General features: G+C 64.1%; 18 protein-coding genes. 13 read left to right on the forward strand and 5 right to left on the reverse strand.

Annotation, left to right across the window (positions count from 1 at the left end; all coding sequences use genetic code 11):
* The first annotated feature begins 1 nt into the window (after window position 1).
* The 3 genes from cbiE to cobM are packed head-to-tail and all read left to right on the forward strand — an operon-like array spanning window position 2 to window position 2,420.
* The gene (gene cbiE, locus ACSQ3G_RS19570) at window positions 2-1,255 is read left to right on the forward strand and encodes a precorrin-6y C5,15-methyltransferase (decarboxylating) subunit CbiE (protein ID WP_436111215.1); all 1,254 of its coding nucleotides are present in this window, start codon (window positions 2-4) and stop codon (window positions 1,253-1,255) included.
* Window positions 1,252-1,638 (forward strand): cobalamin biosynthesis protein, encoded by a 387-nt coding sequence (locus tag ACSQ3G_RS19575; RefSeq protein ID WP_436111216.1) that lies wholly within the window; start codon window positions 1,252-1,254, stop codon window positions 1,636-1,638. The genes cbiE and ACSQ3G_RS19575 overlap by 4 nt, the downstream gene beginning before the upstream one ends.
* Entirely contained in the window at window positions 1,635-2,420 is a 786-nt protein-coding gene (cobM, locus tag ACSQ3G_RS19580; protein ID WP_436111217.1) for a precorrin-4 C(11)-methyltransferase, read from the forward strand. The genes ACSQ3G_RS19575 and cobM overlap by 4 nt, the downstream gene beginning before the upstream one ends.
* Here cobM and ACSQ3G_RS19585 read toward each other — a convergent pair.
* On the reverse strand, window positions 2,393-3,505 hold the full coding sequence (locus ACSQ3G_RS19585) for a cobalt-precorrin-5B (C(1))-methyltransferase (RefSeq protein WP_436111218.1): 1,113 nt from the start codon (window positions 3,503-3,505) through the stop codon (window positions 2,393-2,395). The genes cobM and ACSQ3G_RS19585 overlap by 28 nt on opposite strands.
* 53 nt (window positions 3,506-3,558) lie before the next feature.
* On the opposite strand from ACSQ3G_RS19585, the gene cobA reads away from it, so the two are divergent.
* Both cobA and ACSQ3G_RS19595 read left to right on the forward strand, forming a co-directional pair.
* Entirely contained in the window at window positions 3,559-4,338 is a 780-nt protein-coding gene (gene cobA / locus ACSQ3G_RS19590; RefSeq protein ID WP_436111219.1) for a uroporphyrinogen-III C-methyltransferase, read from the forward strand.
* On the forward strand, window positions 4,335-5,648 hold the full coding sequence (locus ACSQ3G_RS19595; RefSeq protein WP_436111220.1) for a cobyrinic acid a,c-diamide synthase CobB: 1,314 nt from the start codon (window positions 4,335-4,337) through the stop codon (window positions 5,646-5,648). The genes cobA and ACSQ3G_RS19595 overlap by 4 nt, the downstream gene beginning before the upstream one ends.
* Here the strand turns inward: ACSQ3G_RS19595 and ACSQ3G_RS19600 are convergent.
* On the reverse strand, window positions 5,645-6,052 hold the full coding sequence (locus tag ACSQ3G_RS19600) for an ACT domain-containing protein (RefSeq protein ID WP_436111221.1): 408 nt from the start codon (window positions 6,050-6,052) through the stop codon (window positions 5,645-5,647). The genes ACSQ3G_RS19595 and ACSQ3G_RS19600 overlap by 4 nt on opposite strands.
* A gap of 189 nt (window positions 6,053-6,241) precedes the next feature.
* Between ACSQ3G_RS19600 and kynU the strand changes: the two genes are divergently transcribed.
* The 6 genes from kynU to ACSQ3G_RS19630 all read left to right on the forward strand — a co-directional run bounded on the left by kynU (window position 6,242) and on the right by ACSQ3G_RS19630 (window position 12,841).
* Window positions 6,242-7,435 (forward strand): kynureninase, encoded by a 1,194-nt coding sequence (gene kynU, locus ACSQ3G_RS19605; RefSeq protein ID WP_436111222.1) that lies wholly within the window; start codon window positions 6,242-6,244, stop codon window positions 7,433-7,435.
* A gap of 4 nt (window positions 7,436-7,439) precedes the next feature.
* Window positions 7,440-7,955, forward strand: a complete 516-nt coding sequence (locus ACSQ3G_RS19610; RefSeq protein ID WP_436111223.1) for a MarR family winged helix-turn-helix transcriptional regulator — start codon at window positions 7,440-7,442, stop codon at window positions 7,953-7,955.
* Between the two features lie 143 nt (window positions 7,956-8,098).
* Window positions 8,099-9,247, forward strand: coding sequence for an ABC transporter substrate-binding protein (locus tag ACSQ3G_RS19615; RefSeq protein WP_046636773.1), 1,149 nt, complete (start codon window positions 8,099-8,101; stop codon window positions 9,245-9,247).
* Window positions 9,248-9,323: 76 nt separating this feature from the next.
* Window positions 9,324-10,358: a branched-chain amino acid ABC transporter permease gene (locus ACSQ3G_RS19620; protein ID WP_436111224.1), complete on the forward strand. Its 1,035-nt coding sequence runs from the start codon at window positions 9,324-9,326 to the stop codon at window positions 10,356-10,358.
* Window positions 10,359-10,361: 3 nt separating this feature from the next.
* On the forward strand, window positions 10,362-12,131 hold the full coding sequence (locus ACSQ3G_RS19625; protein WP_436111225.1) for a branched-chain amino acid ABC transporter ATP-binding protein/permease: 1,770 nt from the start codon (window positions 10,362-10,364) through the stop codon (window positions 12,129-12,131).
* Window positions 12,128-12,841: an ABC transporter ATP-binding protein gene (locus ACSQ3G_RS19630; RefSeq protein ID WP_436111226.1), complete on the forward strand. Its 714-nt coding sequence runs from the start codon at window positions 12,128-12,130 to the stop codon at window positions 12,839-12,841. The genes ACSQ3G_RS19625 and ACSQ3G_RS19630 overlap by 4 nt, the downstream gene beginning before the upstream one ends.
* Window positions 12,842-12,868: 27 nt before the next feature.
* Here ACSQ3G_RS19630 and ACSQ3G_RS19635 read toward each other — a convergent pair whose 3' ends face one another.
* Window positions 12,869-14,509 (reverse strand): sulfatase-like hydrolase/transferase, encoded by a 1,641-nt coding sequence (locus ACSQ3G_RS19635; protein WP_436111227.1) that lies wholly within the window; start codon window positions 14,507-14,509, stop codon window positions 12,869-12,871.
* Window positions 14,510-14,536: 27 nt separating this feature from the next.
* On the opposite strand from ACSQ3G_RS19635, the gene ACSQ3G_RS19640 reads away from it, so the two are divergent.
* A complete protein-coding gene (locus ACSQ3G_RS19640) occupies window positions 14,537-15,463 on the forward strand; it encodes a lysylphosphatidylglycerol synthase transmembrane domain-containing protein (protein WP_436111228.1) in 927 nt (308 codons plus the stop codon).
* Window positions 15,464-15,467: 4 nt separating this feature from the next.
* Here ACSQ3G_RS19640 and ACSQ3G_RS19645 read toward each other — a convergent pair whose 3' ends face one another.
* Window positions 15,468-16,217 carry an FkbM family methyltransferase gene (locus ACSQ3G_RS19645; RefSeq protein ID WP_436111229.1) on the reverse strand — a complete coding sequence of 250 codons (750 nt, stop codon included), beginning with the start codon at window positions 16,215-16,217 and terminating at the stop codon, window positions 15,468-15,470.
* Window positions 16,204-16,998, reverse strand: a complete 795-nt coding sequence (locus ACSQ3G_RS19650) for a CDP-alcohol phosphatidyltransferase family protein (RefSeq protein ID WP_436111230.1) — start codon at window positions 16,996-16,998, stop codon at window positions 16,204-16,206. Before ACSQ3G_RS19650 ends, ACSQ3G_RS19645 begins: the two co-directional genes overlap by 14 nt.
* Before the next feature lie 219 nt (window positions 16,999-17,217).
* On the opposite strand from ACSQ3G_RS19650, the gene ACSQ3G_RS19655 reads away from it, so the two are divergent.
* Complete coding sequence (locus tag ACSQ3G_RS19655; RefSeq protein WP_436111231.1) at window positions 17,218-18,219, forward strand: zinc-dependent alcohol dehydrogenase; 1,002 nt, start codon at window positions 17,218-17,220, stop codon at window positions 18,217-18,219.
* The last annotated feature ends 5 nt before the right edge of the window (window positions 18,220-18,224 follow it).

Consider the following 18,224-nt stretch of genomic DNA (forward strand, 5'->3'; position numbering starts at 1 on the left):
GATGCCTCCTGAATCAGTTCGCAAACCTTTAAACCAAAGCCGCTGGCTGTCCATCGTCGGCATCGGCGAGGACGGCGTACCGGGCCTCGGCGACAATGCCCGCTCGGCAATTGCATCCGCCGTCGTTGTCTTCGGCGGCAGGCGGCATCTGGAACTGGCAGCCTCCGTTATCACCGGCGAAGCCCGGCAGTGGCCGACACCGTTTGATGCAACAATGCGCGACGTCGTGGCGCTGCGTGGCCAAAAGATCTGCGTGCTGGCCTCCGGAGACCCTTTCTTCTTCGGCGTCGGCGCAACGCTGTCCCGCCATGTCGCGCCTGAAGAATATACCGCCTATCCTGCCCCCTCGGCCTTTTCTCTGGCCGCCTCAAGGCTCGGCTGGCCGCTGCAGGACATCGAAACGGTGTCATTGCATGGCCGTCCGCTCGATCACATCCGACCGCTACTGCATCCTGGCCGGCGGATCATCGCGCTGACATCCGATGAAAACGGGCCGGCGGCGCTGGCGGAGCTTTTGTCCCGCACGGGTTTCGGGCCTTCTCGGATAACTGTTCTGGAATCTTTGGGCGGCGCGGCGGAACGTATCCGTCCACAACAGGCGGATGAGTTTGCGCTACCGGATATCGATGTGCTGAATGTCGTCGCCATCGACGTGAAGGCCGAAGCTGGAGCCTTTATCCTTCCGCGCGCTTTCGGGTTGGACGATACGCTGTTCGAACATGACGGGCAGATCACCAAGCGTGAAATCCGGGCGCTGACTCTCTCGGCACTGGCTCCGCACCGCGGCGAACTGTTGTGGGATATCGGCGCCGGATCGGGTTCGATCGGCATCGAATGGATGCTGGCCGATCCTTCCCTCAAGGCCATTGCGATCGAAGCCAACGCCAATCGGTCAGCACGGATCGCGCGGAATGCCTCGGCATTCGGTGTGCCCGGACTGCGCATCGTCGAAGGTGAGGCGCCGGGAGCTCTGGCCGGCCTGCCGCAGCCGGATGCGATCTTCATCGGCGGCGGCGGCAGCGAGCCTAGCGTTTTCGATAGGGCCCTGGAGGCGTTGAAGCCCGGCGGGCGGCTGGTCGCCAATGCCGTGACGCTGGAAATGGAAGCGGTTCTCCTGGCAGCGCATGCGAAACTCGGCGGCGAACTGATCCGCATGGAGGTTTCGCGCGCAGCGCCGATCGGCGGCATGTCGGGCTGGAAGCCGGCCATGCCGGTCACCCAATGGAGCTGGACGAAACCCGGAGTGAAACCATGATTGCCGCCGGTCTCGGCTGTCGCAAGGGAACGTCCGCGGAAGCGCTGCTTTCGGCGCTTTCTGCCGCCTGTGCCGCGGCGAATATTTCACGTGAATCCGTTTCCGTTCTGGCGACCGGCGAGATCAAGCGGCATGAGCCGGGGATGGTCGCGCTTGCGCAGCGGCTGCGCCTGCCCTTGCAGATTGTCGACGAGGTGGCGCTGAAGCAGGTGGAAGCGCGCACCAGAACAGTTTCGAAACATAGTCTTGCGCAAACGGCCACGCCAAGCCTTTCCGAAGCCGCGGCACTGGCCGCCGCTGGCGAGGCTTCGGAACTGATTGTCGCGCGATTGATCGCCGATGGCGCCACCTGCGCGCTGGCACGCTCGAAGGACCATTCATGACCGTGCATTTCATCGGCGCCGGACCGGGCGCCGCCGATCTCATCACCGTGCGCGGCCGCGATATCCTCGCCCGCTCGCCGGTCTGCCTTTATGCCGGCTCTATCATGCCGAAGGAACTGCTCGACTATTGCCCGCAAGATGCACGGATCGTCGATACTGGCTCGCTGTCGCTGGACGATATCGAGGCGGAATACGTGGCGGCACATCAGGCCGGCCAGGATGTCGCGCGGCTGCATTCCGGCGATCTTTCCGTCTGGAGTGCCGTCGCAGAACAGATCCGCCGGCTGGAGAAGCACGGTATCGACTACACACTGACCCCCGGCGTGCCCTCCTTTGCCGCCGCCGCCGCGGCTCTGAGGCGGGAGCTGACCATCCCGGAAGTGGCGCAGAGCCTTGTCCTCACCCGCGTGTCCGGCCGCGCTTCGAAAATGCCGGATGGCGAGACGCTGGCTGCCTTTGGCGCCACCGGCGCCACGCTGGCAATCCACCTCGCCATCCACGCGCTCGACCGGATTGTCGCAGAACTGATACCGCTTTATGGCGCCGATTGCCCGGTCGCAATCGTGGTTCGCGCCTCCTGGCCGGAAGAACGGATCATCCGCGGCACGCTTGCCGATATCGAAGCGAAGCTGGCGGCGGAGCCAGCTGAACGGACTGCGCTGATTTTCGTTGGCAAGGGCCTGGGCGCTGCCGATTTCGTCGAGAGCCAGCTTTACAATGCCGATTATGTGCGCCGCTTCCGTCCCGGCTGGCCTCAGGCCGGCGACAAGGATTCCGAATGATCGGACGGGGTAAACGCGGTCTGGCCGACCAACCGGCCCTCGCGATCGTAGACCAGGATTTCCAGCGCAATCTCGGGCTGTTTGAGCGCCTTGGCGGCCGTCTTCCAGGCGAGCGCGGCAATCCGGTCGCCCAGCGCCAGGCCGTTTTCGCCAGCGAGCGCGAACGCTTGGGATACGGTATTGGCGGCCGCTATCTGCGCCGCAAGTTCATCGCTCGCCCCGGCTTCACCGGCGAGTTTCGCCAGAGCTTCGAGATCGGCCAGTCCGCGCTTGGAGTGGACGTCGAGCATGCCCTGCGCGAGCTTGGTCATCTTGGCGACGCCGCCGGCGATCGTCACTTTCGGCACCGGATGATCGCGCAGATATTTCAGCATGCCGCCGACGAAATCGCCCATGTCGATCAGCGCGATCTCGTGCAATCCATGATGCGCCTGCACCGCCTTTTCGGACGTGTTGCCGGTGGCGCCTGCCACATGATCGAGCCCGGCGGCGCGCGCCACGTCGATGCCGCGCCAGATCGAATGGATCCAGGCCGAGCAGGAAAAGGGAATGACGATCCCCGTCGTGCCGAGGATCGATATGCCGCCCACGATTCCGAGCCGGCCGTTCAGCGTCTTCTCGGCAATTTTTTCGCCATCGGCGACGGAAATCTCGATCTCGAAATCGGCCTCTTCGCCGGCGACCTCTGCGATCGCCTGGGCGATCATCTTGCGCGGCACCGGATTGATGGCGGGTTCGCCGACGGGCAGGGGCAGTCCGGCGCGGGTGACGGTGCCGACGCCTTCGCCGGCCTTGAAGGTGATGCCGCTGCCGGTCGCGCCGCGCCGCACGGTGCTCTTGATCAGCGCCCCATGGGTGACGTCCGGGTCATCACCGGCATCCTTGATGATCCCGGCTCTCGCAAACCCCTCGCCGGCTTCTTCGACGGCGAGGGAGAAGGACGGCGTCTGCCCGCCGGGCAAAGTCACCTCGACCAGATCGGGAAATTTTCCGGAAAGGAGGGCAAGACAAGCCGCCTTGCTCGCCGCCGCCGCACAGGTTCCCGTGGTCCAGCCACGACGAAGGTTCTTGCCATCCACTTCCATGGCCGTTTCTATAGCCCGACCGGGGCCGAGCGTCACCGGTCAAAGGTCCGCATATGAATGAAAGCATCGAAACTATCGTCGCAGCACCCGTCTTCGAGACCGGCCATGTCTGGCTCGCCGGCGCCGGGCCCGGCCATCCGCGTTACCTGACGCTGGAAGTCGCCGACGCGATCGGCAAGGCGGACGTGATCGTCCATGACGCGCTGGTCTCCGACGGCGTACTGTCGCTCGCGACGACCGCCGAACTTGTCTTCGTCGGAAAACGCGGCGGCAAACCCTCCGTCGCCCAGGATGACATTACCGGCCTGCTGATCGAACTCGCCCGCAAGGGCCGGCGTGTTCTGCGGCTGAAGGGCGGCGATCCCTTCGTGTTCGGGCGCGGCGGCGAGGAAGCCGAGGCGCTTGCCCGAGAGAACATCCAGTTCCGCGTACTGCCGGGCATGACCTCGGCCCTGGCGGCTCTCGCTTCCGCCAACATTCCCGCGACGATGCGGGGGATGAGCCGCGCGATCACCCTTGCGACCGGCCATGCGGCCGGCAGCCCCGGCGACCTGGACTGGAAGGCGCTGGCGAAAACCGGCGAGCCGATCATCGTCTATATGGGCGTCAGCACGATCGGCACGATCGCCCGGCTGCTGATCGAAGGCGGGTTGCCGCCGGAAACGCCGGTCGCGGTGCTGATGGCGGCGACGACACCGGATGAACGCTCGCTGACTGCAACGCTTGCAACGGTCGAGGCGGAAGTGGTGCGGCAGAAATTTGCCGCGCCCGCCCTGATCGTCATCGGCCGGATCGTCTCCATGCAGGCCGTCCTGTCGGGGGGCAAGTCATGACCGCCCGCGCGCTCATCATCGGTGCGCCGCGTTCCGGCTCCGGCAAGACCAGCGTCACCATCGGCCTGCTGCGCGCCTTTGCCCGTCGCGGCGTCAAGGTGCGCGGCGTCAAGACAGGCCCGGATTATATCGATCCGGGTTTTCACGAGGCCGCGACGCATCGGCCGGGCCTCAACCTCGACAGCTGGGCGATGGCGCCGGATTTGCTGCGGCACCTGGCGCGCGGACAGGCGGAAGATGCCGAGCTGCTGCTGATCGAAAGTGCCATGGGCCTTTTCGACGGCATCGTCAGCGAAGAGAACCGTTCGGGCGCGGCCTCCGATCTCGCCCGGCTGTTCCGCCTGCCCGTGCTGCTGGTACTGGACGTTTCCGGCCAGTCCCAGACCGCCGGCGTAATCGCCTACGGCTTTGCTCATTACGATCCGACCGTGAAGATCGCCGCCTGCGTGCTCAACCGGGCCGGCAGCGAACGACACAAGAAACTGTGCGGCGATGCGATCCAGGCGGCCGGAATTCCCGTCGTCGGCACCGTCCTGCGTGATCCCTCGCTGGTTCTGCCCGAACGGCATCTCGGCCTGGTGCAGGCGAGCGAACACCCGGAAATGGACGCGCATATCGAACGGCTGGCCGACGCCATGGAAGCCTCGCTCGACCTCGATGCGATCTATGCCGCAGCAAAGCCCTTCAATATTCCGAGCGGCTCGGCGGAAAAATCCCTGCGTCCGCCCGGCCGAAGGATCGCGCTGGCGCAGGATGCCGCCTTTACCTTTCTCTACCCGCATCTGATGCGCGAATGGCGCTCCGCCGGCGCGGAGGTTGTTTCCTTCTCGCCCCTGGCCGATGAAGCGCCGGCTGTCGGCTGCGACGTCTGCTGGCTGCCGGGCGGATATCCCGAACTGCACGCCGGACGGCTTGCGGCAGCCGAGAATTTCAAGACCGGCCTAACGCGATTTGCAGAAACAAAGCCCGTTCACGGCGAGTGCGGCGGCTACATGGTGCTCGGAGAAACGCTGGAGGATGCCGACGGCGTGACGCACGCCATGACGGGTCTCCTGTCCCACCGCACCAGTTTCGCCAAACGCCGGATGAACCTCGGTTACCGCCAGGCGGAGATCGCCGAGAACAGCCCGCTCGGCGGCAAGGGCGATACGATCCGCGGCCATGAATTCCACTATGCCAGCGTTGTTTCACCGGGAACCGACCAGCCATTTGCGACGATCGCCGACGGTGGCGGCAAGCCGATCGGTCCGACAGGCGGCCGACGGGGCCTCGTCAGCGGCGCCTTTTTCCACGCGATTGCCCGCGGCTAACCGGCAGGGGCTGAAAGCGCCCTAAGCGCGACAACCGCACGTTCGGCATCCGCCGCCGGCACGAAGATATGGTCGTGGTAATAGGCCGCGACGACATTCGCGCTGACGCCCTCTTTGGTGAGTGCCGCCGCCATCGCCGCAGTCATGCCGACCGCTTCCAATGAAGAATGCACCATCATGGTGATGCAGCGAAGCGGTGCGCTTGAGGCGAGCTCGGCCTTTTCGGCAGCCTCTCTCGGCAGGATCAGCGTCAGGCCTTCCTTCTCGAAGAACAGTCCGATCGGCTTCAGCGCCAGATAGTCGTGCATTTTCTCGGGCGGCACGGTCGCATAGACGAATTCACCGTCGACAAGAACCGGCTCAAGGCTCGCAAGCAAGGTGGAAAGGTCGGTGATTCCGCTCATGAGGCCTCCAAGGATCGCTCCATAACCGAGGTTAAGACGGCGATCTACGACCCGCAAGACCCGATATCGCTTCCAAAATAATCGCCCGCGCGGCAAATCCTGTCTTGCGCGTCCCTCGCCAGCTTTTAGTCTGCGCTGCTACGAGGCTAAGCCCCTCGAACGATTGGTTTCGAACAGCAAGGTGTTCCGGTGACGGATTTCGAAAAGACCCGCTCGCTCTTCTATCTGCCGGAAGGCGTGATCTATCTCGACGGCAATTCGCTCGGACCGCTGCCGCTTGCCGCCAGGGAACGCGTCGCCCGGCTGATGGCCGATGAATGGGGCGAGCTGTTGATCAAGGGCTGGAACAAGGCCGGCTGGATGACGATGCCGCGGCGGATCGGCGACCGGGTGGCCAAACTGATCGGGGCGGCGGAAGGCACGGTCGTCATGGGTGACACCCTGTCGATCAAAGTCTACCAGGCGCTCGCCTCGGCATTGGAACTGGTACCGGAACGCAAGGTCGTGTTGTCCGACAGCGGCAATTTTCCGTCCGACCTCTATATGGCGCAGGGCCTGATCGGCTCGCTCGGCAAGGGTCTTGAGCTGAAGATCGTCGAGCCGGAAGGGGTCGAAGCCGCGATTGACGAAACCGTCGCCGTGGTCATGCTGACGGAAGTGGACTACCGCACCGGGCGGCTGCACGACATGAAGGCGCTGACCGAAAAGGCGCATGCAGCCGGCGCGATCACCGTCTGGGATCTTGCCCATACGGCCGGTGCCCTGCCTGTCGATCTTGCCGGTGCGAACGCGGATTTCGCGGTCGGCTGCACCTACAAGTACCTGAACGGCGGGCCTGGTGCGCCGGCCTTCATCTATGTCGCCCCCCGCCATGCGGATAAGGTCCGGCCGGCGCTGTCCGGCTGGCTGGGGCACGAACAGCCCTTCGCCTTCGATCTCGGTTATCGTCCGGGCGGCGGCATCGACCGCATGCGGGTCGGCACGCCGCCGATCATCGGGCTTGCGGCGCTTGACGCAGCGCTCGATGCCTGGGACGGCGTCGACATGGCGGACCTGCGGCGGCAGTCGATAAAACTCTGCGATCTGTTCGTCGCGGAAGTCGAAAGGCGCTGCCCGATGCTGAAGCTCGGTTCCCCCCGCGACGGGACGAAGCGCGGCAGCCAGATTTCCTTCCTGCACGAGGAAGGCTATGCGATCATGCAGGCCCTGATCGCGCGCGGCGTGATCGGCGATTTCCGCGCTCCGAACGCCATTCGCTTCGGCTTCACACCGCTTTATATCGGCGAGGCCGAGGTGTTGGGAGCGGTGGACATTCTCGAAGACATCATGACCAACCGCCTCTGGGATGCCGCAGAATATAGACAGCGGGCGATGGTGACCTGAGCGGATGACGGAAGAAGGCCCCACGTCCCCTCGAAAGCTCTCCAAGGTCGTGCCTTACCGGCTCGCGCGCAGCAACGCGGAAATGATGAAGCTCGTCAGCCTGCTTTGCGAGGCCAACGGTTTCAAGCTGAACATCTGGCGAGTCATGTCGGCGATCGGCACCTATCAATCGATCTCGCCGATGGAAATCGGCAAGCTCACGACGATCGACAAGGCGATGGTGTCGCGCGCGATCCGCGAACTCGTGGACCGCGACCTGATCGACCGCCGCGCCGACGCACGTGATGCGCGATGGGCCCAGATCCAGCTGACGGCAGCAGGAACGGCCGTCTACGAAAAGATGGTGGCCGGCATCGATGCCCTCGAGAAACACATGTTCGGCGATCTGCCGCCGGAAAAGACCGCGGCATTCATGGAGATGCTCGAACTGATCGAACGTCGCGCCAGGTTGGCTCGTGATATGGTGGAATTGAACGGTAAAGCCGGTTTGGCGCGGCTGTTGGGGCGTGATGCCGAGTAAGGCTTGCGGACCTCGGCCGCATCCGAACCGGCCTTCGTAAGCTTTACATAACCATTATCAGAATTGTTTACAAAGAAACAATCTCCCTGTAAACAAATGGCAGGGCGGGAGGAGATCGCCCGCTTTTGTCCTGGGAGGATCCTATGAAGAACCGGTTTTTTGCTGGAATGGCGCCTGTTGCCGTCCTGTCCTTGTCCTTGTTTGCAAGCTCTGCACTGGCCGACATCACGATCGGCGTGACCATATCGTCGACCGGCCCGGGTGCGGCGCTCGGCATTCCGCTGAAGAACTCCGTCGAATTGTGGCCGGCCGAAGTGGGCGGCGAAAAGCTGAAGGTCATCGTTCTCGATGATGCCGGCGACCCTTCGGTTGCCACCACCAATGCCCGCCGCTTCGTCAACGACGACAAGGTCGATGTCATCGTCGGCTCCGCGCTGACGCCCGCCTCGATCGCTGTTGCCGGTGTTGCCGGTGAAACCAGCACGCCGCACCTCTCCTGCTCGCCGGTTCCGCCGACCATTTCCAAAGGCAAGTGGACCTTTGTGATGCCGCAGGATGCCGGCCTGATCGCCAGGAACCTGTTTGCCAAGATGAAGGCAGATGGCGTCAAGACGGTCGGTTATATCGGCTTCTCGGATAGCTACGGCGACCTTTGGATGGGCCAGTTCAAGGCGATCGGCGAACAGTACGGCCTGAAGGTCGTCGCCGACGAGCGTTATGCCCGTCCCGACACCTCCGTTTCCGGCCAGGTGCTGAAACTCGTGGCCGCGCGTCCGGACGCCGTCTTCGTCGGCGCTTCCGGCACCGGTGCCGCGCTGCCGCAGATCGGTCTGCGCGAACGTGGCTTCGCCGGCAAGATCTACCAGACCCATGGCGCCGTGACCTTCGACTTCCTGCGCATCGCCGGCAAGGCTGCCGACAACACGATCTTCGCCTCCGGCCCGGCCATGGCGCCGGAAGCCCTGCCGGACACCGCCGAGACCAAGGCCGAAGGCATGGCCTATGTGACGGCCTATGAAAAGAAGTTCGGCCCCGGCACCCGCACCCAGTTCGGCCCGCATATCAACGACGCCATGGCCATCCTGAAGAAGGCCATCCCGGTCGCGCTGAAGAAGGCAAAGCCCGGCACGCCGGAATTCCGCGCAGCTCTCCGTGACGCCATCGAAACCGGCGGCCCGTTCCCGGCAAGCCAGGGCGTGTTCAACTTCAAGGCCGACGATCACCTCGGCCTCGACGACCGCGCCGTCGTGCTGTTCACGGCCAAGAACGGCAAGTTCGAGATCACCAAGTAAGCGGGCAAATAAACGAGGCCCGGCGTCCGCGCCGGGCCTTTTTTGCAGCGTCTTTTCTGTTATCGGGGGAAATTCCTTGGACGCGATGATTGCGACCTTCCTGATCCAGGATGGTGTCACCAATGGCGCGATCTATGCGCTCCTCGGTCTGGCGCTGGTCCTGCTCTTTTCGGTCACGCGGGTGATCTTTATTCCCCAGGGCGAATTTGTCGCCTATGGCGCGCTGACGCTGGCTCTTCTCGACGGCGGGAAGGTGCCCGCCACCACCTCGCTTCTCGTCTGTTTCGGGGCGATTGCTTTCCTGTTCGACCTCTGGAGCATGCGTCGCGGCACCGATATCCGCACCTTTCTGCGCAGCCTCGCGCTCAACCTGGTGCTCCCCGGCGTGATCTACGGCATCACCATCGTGCTTGCGCCGCTCGATCTTCCGTCTGTCGCGAAAGCCCTGCTCACCATTCTGATCATCACGCCCATGGGCGTCTACGTCTACCGGATCGCATACCGACCGCTTGCCGATGCGTCCGTGCTTGTCCTGCTGATTGCCTCGGTTGGCGTGCATCTCGCCATGATGGGGCTTGGCCTCGTCTTCTTCGGCGCCGAGGGTCTGCGCGCCGAGCCGCTCGCCGACGACAACTACACGATCGGAGCCTTGATGGTGAGCGCCCAGAGCCTCTGCATCTACGGCGCGACGATCGCGATCATCATCGGCCTCTACATGTTCTTCGAGCGAACCCTGCTCGGCAAGGCGCTGCGTGCGACCGCCGTCAACCGGCTCGGCGCGCGGCTGGTCGGCGTCCGCACCCATCTGACCGGCGTCACCGCCTTCACGCTGGCAGCCGCCATCGGGGCAGTTTCCGGGGTGTTGATCGGCCCCATCACCACGATCTATTACGACACCGGCTTCCTGATCGGCCTCAAGGGCTTCGTGGCGGCGATCATCGGCGGGCTGGCGAGCTTTCCGATCACCGCCATCGCCGCAATCGGCGTTGGCCTGGTCGAAGCTTTCTCTTCTTTCTTCGCCAGCAGCTACAAGGAGGTCATCGTCTTCGGTCTCATCATTCCCGTTCTGATCTGGCTGTCGCTGAGCGGCGGCTTCCACGAGGAGGAGTGAGCGATGAGGATCGAGCGTTTGCTTCCCGGCCTCGCCGGCATCGTTTTCCTGGCGATCATTCCTCTCCTGCCGGTGCCGCCCTTCTGGCTGACGATCCTCAACAATATCGGCCTCGCCTCGCTGGTGACGATCGGCCTCGTGCTGCTGACCGGCGTCGGCGGCCTCACCTCGTTCGGCCAGGCCGCCTTCTGTGGTTTCGGCGCCTATACGACGGCCGTGCTGAGCACGAACTACGGCTTGTCGCCCTGGCTGACCCTTCCGTTGTCGCTGATCGTCGGCGCGGCGACCGCCCTGCCGCTCGGCCTCATCACCGTGCGCCTTTCCGGCCACTTCCTGCCGCTCGGCACCATCGCCTGGGGCCTGGCGCTTTATTATCTGTTCGGCAAAATCGACCTCCTCGGCCGCTACGACGGCATTTCCGGCATCCCGCCGATTGAATTCGCCGGCTATCGCTTCATGAGCGACGGGTCGATCTACTACCTCATCTGGTTTTTCGTGATTGCGGTCGCGATCGGCGCGAAAAACCTGCTCGACTCGCGGATCGGCCGTGGCATCCGGGCATTGCGTGGCGGCGGCCAGGCGGCGGAAGCCTTCGGCGTCAACATCGTCCGCGCCAAGCTCACCGTTTTCGTGTTCGCCGGCGTGGTCGCGGCCCTTTCCGGCTGGCTCTACGCCCATATGCAGCGCTCGGTGAACCCGACGCCGTTCGGGCTCAGCATGGGCATTGAATATCTGCTGATGGCCGTGGTCGGCGGTTCCGGCCATGTCTGGGGGGCAATCTTCGGTGCCAGCATCGTGCTGATCATGAAGGACGTGCTGCAGCGTTTCCTGCCGGACCTGATCGGCACGACCGCCAATCTGGAAATGGTCGTTTTCGGCATCCTGCTGGTGGTGATCCTGCAGCTCGCCCGGGACGGTCTCTGGCCATTCGTCTTGAAACTCCTGCCGAAGCGGCCCGCGCGGTCTCTCCCGGCGTCCGACGACAGGCTTGCCAAGCGAACGCTCGCGCCGGCCGGATCGTCGCTGATCAAGGTGCAAAAGGCGCGAAAAGCCTTCGGTGGCCTGGTGGCGGTCAACGATGTCAGTTTCGAAGTGCGCGCCGGCCAGGTCGTCGGCCTGATCGGGCCGAACGGCGCCGGCAAGAGCACGACCTTCAACCTCATCACCGGCCTTGCTTCATTGACCAGCGGATCGGTTTTCTACGAGGGCCAGCCGATGACCGGCGATAGCCCGCGCGAAGTCGCCAAACATGGCATCGCCCGCACCTTCCAGCACGCAAAGATCCTGCCCGACATGTCCGTATTGGAAAATGTCGCGCTGGGCGCGCATCTGCGCGGCTCGGCCGGTGTCTTCAGGAGCTTTCTGCGGCTGGAGCGCAGGCAGGAGGCGACGCTGCTCGCCGAAGCAGCCGTCCAGCTCGAGCGCGTCGGGCTTGGCGCCTATCGTGATCGGCCGGCCGGCGATCTGGCGCTCGGCCAGATCCGCATCCTGGAGATCGCCCGCGCCCTGTCCGCCGACCCGGCCGTACTGCTGCTCGACGAACCCGCGGCCGGCCTGCGCCACGGTGAAAAACAGGAGCTCGCCAACCTCTTGAAGAAGCTGCGCGAGGAGGGCGTCAGTGTGCTCCTCGTCGAGCACGACATGGGCTTCGTCATGGGCCTCGTCGACCATCTCGTGGTGCTCGATTTCGGCACCCTGATCGCCGAGGGCAAGCCGGCGGACGTGCGCAAACATCCGGCGGTCGTCGCCGCCTATCTGGGAGGTGTCGCATGAGCGGAAACCTGCTCGAACTCTCCGACCTTCACGTCTCCTACGGCCGCGCCGAGGTGCTGCACGGCATATCGATGAGCATGAAGCCGGGCAGCATCGTCACCGTGATCGGCGCAAACGGCGCCGGCAAATCGACGCTGCTCAACGCCATCATGGGCATCGTCCCCTCCTCCGGCACGATCGTCTACGACGGCGCGCCCGTGCCGCGCTCGGTCGAAGGCCGCGTTGCCGGCGGCCTCTGCCTCGTGCCCGAAAAACGCGAACTGTTCGCCACCATGTCGGTCGAGGACAATGTCGAACTCGGCGGCTTCCTGCGCAGCGCCGCCGAGCGCGCCGAGACGCGCGAGGACGTCTACGCGCGTTTCCCGCGCCTGGCCGAACGCCGCAAGCAGCTGGCCGGCACGCTTTCCGGCGGCGAGCGGCAGATGCTGGCACTCGCCCGCGCCCTGATGAGCCGGCCGCGCCTGCTGCTGCTCGACGAACCGAGCCTCGGCCTCGCTCCGAAGATCGTCATCGACATCCTCAACATCGTATCGGAACTGCGAAAGACCGGCGTATCGATCCTGCTCGTCGAGCAGAATGCCCGCGCCGCGCTCGAAATCGCCGATGAAGGTTACCTGATCGAACTGGGCGAAGTCCGCCTTTCCGGCCCGGCAAGCGAAATGGCGGTCAATCCGGCGCTGATGGAAAGTTATCTCGGCACCCATTCCTGATGGGATAATTCGGCCGGGCGCGGTCGATCAATCGAAGCTCTCGACCAGCTTCCGGCGGAATTCGTCCATGCGATAGACCGGCGTGGATGGCAGCGGGATCATGCCCTTCTGCCAGTTCCAGCCATCGAGGCGTTTCAGGATATCCGGGTTGCCGCTGACGATATGCATCGGCACGTCGCGCGAGGCCCCTTCGCCGGTAACGATCGACGCCGGCTGGTGATCGCCGAGCAGGATGAACAGCGTGTTCTTGCCGTAACGCGCCATGTAGGAGCCGAGCGTCTCGAGCGTGTAGTCGATCGAGGTGAGGTATTGCGCCTGGACGCGGTTGGGATCGGCCCAGACGACTGAGGGCGGGTCGCCGCTTTCCGCCTGCGCGTTGAAGGCGGCACCGTCGCCGACCTTATCCCAGGGGATCAGCGACGGGAGGGGCGTCCAGGGGGCGTGGCTGGAGATCAGGGCCATTTCCGCCATGACCGGTTTGTGTCCCACCGGACGCTCCAGTCTCTCGAACGCCTCGAGCGTGAACTGATCCGGCATCGTCACCCAATTGAAGGGTTTTCCGCGATAACCGAGCCCCGCGGCGGCATGGATACTGTCATAACCGAAATAACCGGCTTCCGGCCAGTCGAGCGTGATCGCCGGCATGACCGCCGTGGTGCGCCAGCCGGAGGAACGGAAGAGGTTGTTGACGCTCGTCCGCTCGCTGGTGATCATCCGGTCGTAACGGCCCTGATTGTCGACCCAGAGGCCGGAGAGCAGCGTGCCATGCGCCAGCCAGCTGATGCCGCCGACCGTCGGCGAAGTCAGCCAGCCGCTGCGCGCCTGCAGCCCCGCGGCCCCGATCTCTTTCTCCACCGAGGTCAACCGGCTGCCGATGCGCGCCGCATAACGCGGATCCTCGATCGCGCTGCGGCCATAGGATTCGACGAAGACCAGCACGACATCCGTGCCGGCAAGCGCCGAGAAATGCGGCCCGGCGGAAACCGGATCCTGCTTCAGCTCCTCCTCGAACCGGGCGAGATCGGCAATCGACCGCTTCACCATGGTGACGCGGTTGACGAAATAGGAGACGGCATGCGCCTCGACGCCAAGGTTGCGGCGATCGGGGTCCTGAACCGCAAGCGCCGCCAATCCGATCAACAGGACCGCACCGCTGACGCGAACGGACATGCGCCGGGCTCCGCGCGAAAGTCCCCGGAAACCGCCGAGCGACCAATAAAGAACGGCCGCGACAATCAGCCAGGCCAGAAGACCTGCGCAGATGATCCCCACCGCCTCCGTGACGCCGACCGCCCCGCTCAGGAGGTTCCAGCCGTCGGTGAGGATCTTGAGGTCGAGATAGGGATTGAACGGCCGCTGGAAAGCGGTGCCGGTGCCGATGTCCGCGAGTTTCAGGAACAGCATTGCCGCCAGCAGCAAGGTGACGGCCCACCGCAAAAAGGGAAAGGCTGGACTGGCCAGCACCGAAGCCAGCAACGTAACCCCCGCCACCTCCAGCGGAAATCTGAGCTCGGAAACATCGGTGAAATGGGAAGGAACGGCGAGGATGGCCGCAACGATCGCCAGCGCAATCGTGATCCTCGGAAATGCCGATCCATTTGCCTTACGCTGCGCGATATGCCCTATTCTGGCGGCGTCACTCTGGCGAAAAGGCCGAAATTCGTTCATGCGCTGTTCCTGCAAAACCTTCGGCCTATGCGTTTTCTGAAGCTTATAGGCTTATCTGCGGCCTTCGCACTTCTCATTGCCGTGATCCTACGCTTCGATCCGCAACGGATTGCTGCAAGCCTGGCATCGGCCGATCCGACCTACATAAGCGCCGGCCTCATCCTCGTGCAGGTACAGATCGTACTCTCGGCGCTCCGCTGGCGGTTCACGGCAGCCAGGCTTGGCCAGCACCTGGATGTCGGGAAGGCGATAGGCGACTATTATCTCGGAACGCTGCTCAACCAGCTTCTGCCGGGCGGAGTGGCAGGCGATGCCGTTCGCGCCGTCCGCAACCGGGCTAACGGTGATGGTGGCTGGAAGGTACCGGTGCAGGCTGTGCTATTCGAGCGGGTCGCCGGGCAGGGGGTATTTTTCGTCATTGCGACCTTCGGCGTCATGCTCTGGCCGCTTCTGGGCGGGGCGGCGATCCCCGAAAACCTGCGCCATCTTCTCTCCGGTTTCGCGCTTTTCGCCGCCGGCCTCGCCATCGTGTTCCTGCTGCTGCTCCGCCTGCCCCCGCGGCGCATTCAGCCTCTGCTTGCAGCGCTGAAGACAGCACTGGCGCAGGTCTTCCTGCGGGACCGGGCCTGGATCGTGCAGACGCTGTTCAGCCTCGTCATCGTCACAAGCTATATCGCGATGTTCATGCTCGCCTCGGCAGCTGTCGGCGCACCCTTACCGGCACTCGCAGCTGTCACCGCGATTCCGCTCTGTCTGCTGATGATGCTGATCCCCGCCACGATTGCCGGCTGGGGCGCCAGGGAGGCGGCGGCAGCAACCCTGTGGCCGCTCTTCGGTTATGCCGCGTCCGACGGCGTCGCCGCCAGCATCCTTTACGGCATTCTGGCGCTTGTCGGCGCAGCACCCGGCCTGGTGTTCATCTTGGCGGCGCTTTTCAGCAGAAGGAACCGCTGAACCGTCAAACCTCCAGCCGAGCGTAGATGTCGCCGGAGGAAGCCTGATCGGCAAGGCCCGCAATCTCGGCCAGCATCGTATCGGCGGTTGTCCATTCGTCATGGACGAAACGATGCCGCTCGCCCTCGACCCGGTTGAAGCGATAGGGACCGAGTTTGCGCAGATGGCTGATCGCCTCCTCGGCGATTTCCATCGTCGCCGGGATGTATTCGAAGGCAATCAGCGGGATCTGATGATGCAGGCCGGCGATGATATCCGCCTCGGCACCCTCCACGTCGATCTTGCAGAAGGCCGGCAATCCGTATTCTTCGATCAGCGCATCGAGCGTCGTCATCTCCACCCGCTCGATCCTATCCCAGGTGACGTTGCGAAAACCGGAGGTCTTCTCGACTTTCGAGATCCAGGACGAGGAGATGCTGGTCACGGTCGGGTGGCGGCTGGAAATATGCAGATCGACGCTGCCGGGCTCCTTGCCGACCGCCTTGCGCAGCAGCGTCAACTCTTCGCCGGCGAAGGATCTGGCAATGAAATCGGCAAACAACGGCTGCGGTTCCAGCGCGACGATCCTGGCGCCGAGCGACAGAAGCGTCCGGCTGCGACTGCCGGCATGCGCACCGATATCGAATACGAGATCGCCTTTGCGTACGAGGTCCGCATAAAACCGCTTTAGTGAAGACCGCCGCCAGGGCTGGCCGTAATAGATCAGCAGCGAGCGCGTGAGGCCCAGGGAAGCGGAAAAATCAGGCCGCGGCATGATGGCTCCTGCTCGCACTCACCAGGAAGATCACATCGACGGCAAAGGAATAGGTGAGCGAGGCGAGGGCCGCAGCCGCAAGCAGGGTGGAGACCGGCGAGGCAACGATCGGGAACAACATCAGACAGAGCGCCACGCCCTGAACGACGCAGATCGCCTTGCGGCGCATCGAATGAGGCAGTTCGCCCCTCAGCGCCGGAAAGACCGCCTGCGCCCCGACATAGGCATAGCGCATCAGGCCGATCAGCAGGACCCAAAGTCCCGCCTTGCCGAGCCACACGGCCGCGAGCGACAGGAAGAGGATCAGCAGCGCGTCGATCTCCATGTCGAATCGCGCGCCGAACCGGGAAGACGTCCCCGCCTGCCGTGCGACGAAGCCGTCGACACCATCCAGGACAAGCGCGAAAGCGACTGCGAAGCCGAGCATCCACAAGGCGCCCTGGTCGAAGCTCACGCCGAATTGCGGCGACGCCAGCACCATCCCGCCTAAAACCGACGTAAGCGCGGCACGGATTGTCGTGACGATATTGGCCGCACCGAAACGGCCATGCCCATGCGCGCGCAGATTGCCGAGCGCTACGGCGGAAATCGCCGCATAGATGATGAAGGCGCAGCAGGCCGCGGCCGTATCGATGCCGAGCCAGTCGCCGAGGAAATGCATGGCCGCAACCAGCGCGGCCGCGACGGTCATGGTGACGGCATAGGCATCTAGGGAGAGCAACCGGTGAGCCCTGCGTGCCGCCTGGCGATCCAGCGGCCCGGCATTCATCCAGTCAGCCATCGGACGTGCCTTCCTCGTCCAAGGGATGATATGAAATATTCATGACGCTCTCCTCACAGGCACTACATGGAGAAGAATACGGTGGGCAGCAAAGGCCGGATCGGCGAAACCGCCGTCAAATAAACGTGATGGCCATATCGCCCTCTCGCCGGACGGCTCCCTTGCCGTCATCGTCGAAGCCTCTAGGTCTGGATTGTTATGGCGTGAAAGGTGTGAGGCGTGACAAGGCGTGAGACAGCCCTGGGTGCGGCGGTGCAGAAGGAGGGACGAGCCCTCTGGATCGAGGAGACGGGCCGTTGCGCGCTTCGCCAGGAGCAGCTGCCGGCGGCCTGCGAGGGCGAGGTTGTCGTCCGAACGCTCTATAGCGGCATCAGCCGGGGTACCGAGTCGCTCGTTTTTGCCGGACAGGTGCCGGAAAGCGAATACGAGCGCATGCGTGCTCCGCACCAGGCCGGCCAATTCCCCTTCCCGGTGAAATACGGTTATGCCGCCGTCGGCGTGGTCGAAGAAGGGCCTGAGCATCTCGTCGGCAAAACGGTCTTCTGCCTGCATCCCCATCAGGACCGTTTTCGCATGCCGGTTTCCGCCGCCCACCCGCTGGTCGATGGCTTGTCCCCACAGCGCGCCGTGCTGGCCGCCAATATGGAGACCGCGCTCAACATCACCTGGGATGCAGGCATTCAGCCAGGCGACCGGGTAGCGGTGTTCGGGGCCGGCGTGATCGGGCTTCTGGTCGCCTACCTTGCCTCGCGGATCATCGGCACCGAAGTGGTGATTTCCGATATCGAACCGGAGCGCGCCGGACCTGCCGAGGCTCTTGGCCTCCGTTTTTCATCTGCCGGTCATGTGCCCCATGATTGCGACGTGCTGATCAATGCCTCCGCCTCGGCGGACGCCCTGGCGACGGCGCTCGATCACGCCGGTATCGAGGCGCGCATCGTCGAGGCCAGCTGGTATGGCGAAAAACACGTGGAGATCCCCCTCGGCGGCGCTTTCCATGCCAAGCGGCTTTCCATCGTCAGCTCGCAGGTGGCCTGCCTGCCGCCCGGACGGCGCGCCCGCTGGGACAACAGGCGACGCATGGGCAAGGCGCTCCAGCTTCTCGCCGACGACCGGCTCGACCACCTGATTTCGGGCGAAACGCCGTTCGAGACCATCGCTGCCGATTATGCCGAGATTATCGGTTCGGCCGCCACGCTCTGTCATCGCATCAAGTATTGAAGGAA

Source organism: Neorhizobium tomejilense, from assembly GCF_964254135.1.
Classification (GTDB): Bacteria; Pseudomonadota; Alphaproteobacteria; order Rhizobiales; family Rhizobiaceae; genus Neorhizobium; species Neorhizobium tomejilense.